The 5,521-nt window shown below is 54.4% G+C and carries 3 rRNA genes; all 3 read right to left on the reverse strand.

The annotated features are described in order from the left end of the window. Nucleotides 1-9: 9 nt before the first annotated feature. The 3 genes from rrf to HWD99_RS18295 all read right to left on the reverse strand — a co-directional run bounded on the left by rrf (nucleotide 10) and on the right by HWD99_RS18295 (nucleotide 5,264). Nucleotides 10-126 (reverse strand): 5S ribosomal RNA (gene rrf / locus HWD99_RS18285). A gap of 105 nt (nucleotides 127-231) precedes the next feature. Further along, nucleotides 232-3,336 (reverse strand): 23S ribosomal RNA (locus tag HWD99_RS18290). 404 nt (nucleotides 3,337-3,740) lie between these two features. Then, a 16S ribosomal RNA gene (locus HWD99_RS18295) occupies nucleotides 3,741-5,264 on the reverse strand. Together the 16S, 23S and 5S rRNA genes form the textbook arrangement of a ribosomal RNA operon. Between the last annotated feature and the right edge of the window lie 257 nt (nucleotides 5,265-5,521).

Here is a 5,521-nt window from a genome sequence, read left to right on the forward strand (position 1 = left end):
TTAAAAGAAGTCCGGCGGTGTCCTACTCTCCCACAGGGTCCCCCCTGCAGTACCATCGGCGCTGTGAGGCTTAGCTTCCGGGTTCGGAATGTAACCGGGCGTTTCCCTCACGCTATGGCCGCCGAAACACTATTGATGTTTCAATCAAACACATAACAAAGTCATTGTCATGCGGTTCTCGACCGTACATCGAGAACCACTCAGTGGACGCGTAGCACCAACAAACGGTGTGTTATCAAGTCATCGGCTTATTAGTACCAGTCAGCTGCATGCATTGCTGCACTTCCACATCTGGCCTATCAACCCAGTAGTCTGGCTGGGAGCCTCTCACCCGAAGGTATGGAAGTCTCATCTTGAGGCCGGCTTCCCGCTTAGATGCTTTCAGCGGTTATCCATCCCGAACGTAGCTAATCAGCGGTGCTCCTGGCGGAACAACTGACACACCAGAGGTTCGTCCAACCCGGTCCTCTCGTACTAGGGTCAGATCCTCTCAAACTTCCTACGCGCGCAGCGGATAGGGACCGAACTGTCTCACGACGTTCTAAACCCAGCTCGCGTACCGCTTTAATGGGCGAACAGCCCAACCCTTGGGACCTACTCCAGCCCCAGGATGCGACGAGCCGACATCGAGGTGCCAAACCATGCCGTCGATATGGACTCTTGGGCAAGATCAGCCTGTTATCCCCGAGGTACCTTTTATCCGTTGAGCGACAGCGCTTCCACAAGCCACTGCCGGATCACTAGTCCCGACTTTCGTCCCTGCTCGACCTGTCAGTCTCACAGTCAAGCTCCCTTGTGCACTTACACTCGACACCTGATTGCCAACCAGGTTGAGGGAACCTTTGGGCGCCTCCGTTACTTTTTGGGAGGCAACCGCCCCAGTTAAACTACCCACCAGGCACTGTCCCTGAACCGGATTACGGTTCGAAGTTAGATATCCAGAGTGACCAGAGTGGTATTTCAACAATGACTCCACATGAACTGGCGTCCATGCTTCACAGTCTCCCACCTATCCTACACAAGCCACACCGAACACCAATACCAAGCTGTAGTAAAGGTCACGGGGTCTTTCCGTCCTGCTGCGCGTAACGAGCATCTTTACTCGTAATGCAATTTCGCCGAGTTCGCGGTTGAGACAGTTGGGAAGTCGTTACGCCATTCGTGCAGGTCGGAACTTACCCGACAAGGAATTTCGCTACCTTAGGATGGTTATAGTTACCACCGCCGTTTACTGGGGCTTAAATTCTCAGCTTCGCCTTGCGGCTAACCGGTCCTCTTAACCTTCCAGCACCGGGCAGGCGTCAGTCCGTATACATCGTCTTGCGACTTGGCACGGACCTGTGTTTTTAGTAAACAGTCGCTACCCACTAGTCTCTGCGGCCACCACACCCTTTTCGGAGCAAGTCCGTATAAGTGGATGGCCCCCCTTCTCCCGAAGTTACGGGGGCATTTTGCCGAGTTCCTTAACCACGATTCTCTCGATCTCCTTGGTATTCTCTACCTGACCACCTGAGTCGGTTTGGGGTACGGGCGGCTAGAACCTCGCGTCGATGCTTTTCTTGGCAGCATAGGATCATCCACTTTTTATCCGCATCGTGTCTCAGCCTATGTGAGAGACGGATTTGCCTATCTCTCGGCCTACGCACTTGCACCAGGACAACCATCGCCTGGCTTGGACTACCTTCCTGCGTCACACCTGTTAATACGCTAACCGCACCAGAATGGGGTCGTGCGCTAGGCCCACAGCGTCACCCCGAAGGGATCAGTCAGTGGGATTCAGACACTTAGCACTACTGGATTAGCTTGGGCGGTTCTTCGCCGGTACGGGAATATCAACCCGTTGTCCATCGACTACGCCTGTCGGCCTCGCCTTAGGTCCCGACTTACCCAGGGAAGATTAGCTTGACCCTGGAACCCTTGGTCTTTCGGAGGACGTGTTTCTCACACGTCTTTCGCTACTCATGCCTGCATTCTCACTCGTGTAGCCTCCACGGCTGGTTTACACCGCCGCTTCGCTGGCCACACGACGCTCTCCTACCCATCAACACGGCTGGACCACGAAGGCCTACCAATAATGTCAATGCCACAACTTCGGTGGCGTGCTTGAGCCCCGTTACATTGTCGGCGCGGAATCACTTGACCAGTGAGCTATTACGCACTCTTTCAAGGGTGGCTGCTTCTAAGCCAACCTCCTGGTTGTCAAGGCAACTCCACATCCTTTCCCACTTAGCACGCGCTTTGGGACCTTAGTTGGTGGTCTGGGTTGTTTCCCTCTCGACTATGAAGCTTATCCCCCACAGTCTCACTGCTGCGCTCTCACTTACCGGCATTCGGAGTTTGGCTGACGTCAGTAACCTTGTAGGGCCCATCGGCCATCCAGTAGCTCTACCTCCGGCAAGAAACACGCAACGCTGCACCTAAATGCATTTCGGAGAGAACCAGCTATCACGAAGTTTGATTGGCCTTTCACCCCTATCCACAGCTCATCCCCTCAGTTTTCAACCTAAGTGGGTTCGGTCCTCCACGACGTCTTACCGTCGCTTCAACCTGGCCATGGATAGATCACTTCGCTTCGGGTCTAGGACATGCGACTGAATCGCCCTATTCAGACTCGCTTTCGCTACGGCTACCCCACACGGGTTAACCTCGCCACATATCGCTAACTCGCAGGCTCATTCTTCAAAAGGCACGCTGTCACAGCTACTAAGGCTGCTCCAACGGTTTGTAAGCAAACGGTTTCAGGTACTATTTCACTCCCCTCCCGGGGTACTTTTCACCTTTCCCTCACGGTACTTGTCCGCTATCGGTCATCTGGGAGTATTTAGGCTTATCAGGTGGTCCTGACAGATTCACACGGGATTTCACGGGCCCCGTGCTACTTGGGATACTCTTCGCGCCACGGTTGGCATTTCGACTACGGGGTTGGCACCCTCTATGACCGGCCTTTCAAGACCGTTCGTCTATACCATCGTGTAACGCCGCCACCTCGGCAGAGATGACTGAAAAGTCCCACAACCCCCAACGTGCAACGCCTGCCGGCTATCACACACGCTAGGTTTAGCCTGTTCCGGTTTCGCTCGCCACTACTAACGGAATCGCGGTTGCTTTCTCTTCCTGTGGGTACTGAGATGTTTCACTTCCCCACGTTCCCTCTACCCGCCCTATATATTCAGGCGGGAGTCACTAGGTCGGCACGCCGCCCAGCGGGGTTTCCCCATTCGGACACCCTCGGATCAAAACTTGCTTATCAGTTCCCCGAGGCTTATCGCAGATTGCTACGTCCTTCTTCGGCTCCAGATGCCAAGGCATCCACCGTTTGCTCTTAAAGACTTGAAATCACATGAGTTTGAATCAGAATCGACACCAGGCCGAAGCCTGGCATGAAATTGACTAATGATCTTTAAGATCATCTTGTGCAACCGACCGAAGCCGGCTGCAAGATGCTCGCGTCCACTGTGTAGTTCTCAAAGTACGGGCGGTACCCCTTCTCACTTCCCCCACAAGGGAAACAACAAGAGGCCCAGAGGTACAGAAACGATCCGAAGATCGCATCCGGTCCCTCAGGACCCAACAGCGTGCAGGTGCGACACCCGAAACCCTCCCCGTTCCCACCGCAAGCGGTGTACTAAGCAAGAACTTCTTCCTTCGCACCATGTCAAATGTTCCACCCATGAGCTCCCAGCGAAGAACATGTGCCTTCGAACTGGGTTCTGGACTCCGAAGAGTCAGATGCTCCTTAGAAAGGAGGTGATCCAGCCGCACCTTCCGGTACGGCTACCTTGTTACGACTTAGTCCTAATTACCGATCCCACCTTCGACGGCTCCCTCCACAAGGGTTAGGCCACCGGCTTCAGGTGTTACCGACTTTCATGACTTGACGGGCGGTGTGTACAAGACCCGGGAACGTATTCACCGCAGCGTTGCTGATCTGCGATTACTAGCGACTCCGACTTCATGAGGTCGAGTTGCAGACCTCAATCCGAACTGGGACCGGCTTTTTGGGATTCGCTCCACCTCGCGGTATTGCAGCCCTTTGTACCGGCCATTGTAGCATGCGTGAAGCCCAAGACATAAGGGGCATGATGATTTGACGTCATCCCCACCTTCCTCCGAGTTGACCCCGGCAGTATCCCATGAGTTCCCACCATTACGTGCTGGCAACATAGAACGAGGGTTGCGCTCGTTGCGGGACTTAACCCAACATCTCACGACACGAGCTGACGACAACCATGCACCACCTGTTTACGAGTGTCCAAAGAGTTGACCATTTCTGGCCCGTTCTCGTATATGTCAAGCCTTGGTAAGGTTCTTCGCGTTGCATCGAATTAATCCGCATGCTCCGCCGCTTGTGCGGGTCCCCGTCAATTCCTTTGAGTTTTAGCCTTGCGGCCGTACTCCCCAGGCGGGGAACTTAATGCGTTAGCTGCGTCACGGAATCCGTGGAATGGACCCCACAACTAGTTCCCAACGTTTACGGGGTGGACTACCAGGGTATCTAAGCCTGTTTGCTCCCCACCCTTTCGCTCCTCAGCGTCAGTTACGGCCCAGAGATCTGCCTTCGCCATCGGTGTTCCTCCTGATATCTGCGCATTCCACCGCTACACCAGGAATTCCAATCTCCCCTACCGCACTCTAGTCTGCCCGTACCCACTGCAGGCCGGAGGTTGAGCCTCCGGATTTCACAGCAGACGCGACAAACCGCCTACGAGCTCTTTACGCCCAATAATTCCGGATAACGCTTGCGCCCTACGTATTACCGCGGCTGCTGGCACGTAGTTAGCCGGCGCTTTTTCTGCAGGTACCGTCACTTTCGCTTCTTCCCTGCTAAAAGAGGTTTACAACCCGAAGGCCGTCATCCCTCACGCGGCGTTGCTGCATCAGGCTTTCGCCCATTGTGCAATATTCCCCACTGCTGCCTCCCGTAGGAGTCTGGGCCGTGTCTCAGTCCCAGTGTGGCCGGTCACCCTCTCAGGCCGGCTACCCGTCGACGCCTTGGTGAGCCATTACCTCACCAACAAGCTGATAGGCCGCGAGCCCATCCCCAACCGAAATTCTTTCCAACCACTGAAGATGCCTTCGTGGTTCGTATCCAGTATTAGACGCCGTTTCCAGCGCTTATCCCAGAGTCAGGGGCAGGTTGCTCACGTGTTACTCACCCGTTCGCCACTGATCCCACAGAGCAAGCTCCGTGTTCACCGTTCGACTTGCATGTGTTAAGCACGCCGCCAGCGTTCATCCTGAGCCAGGATCAAACTCTCCGTAAAAAAGAAATGCATACGACACCGGGAAAACGATGACGCAGCGAGTTTGATGCTGACCAAAGAGACAAATTCATTGCTGACTTCATCCGTTGCCAACCCCACAAGGAGGTTGGTCTTTGATCCAAAGGAATCTCATCCAGCCGAAGCTGAATCGAGGTTATTTGGCATTTGACAAGTGCACGCTGTTGAGTTCTCAAGGATCGGATGCTCCCACGACCCAGTCATCACAACCAGGCCCGAAGGGCAACTTCTCTATCTTA

The sequence above is a fragment of the Microbacterium sp. C5A9 genome (genome assembly GCF_022627955.1).
In the GTDB taxonomy this organism is placed as follows: domain Bacteria; phylum Actinomycetota; class Actinomycetes; order Actinomycetales; family Microbacteriaceae; genus Microbacterium.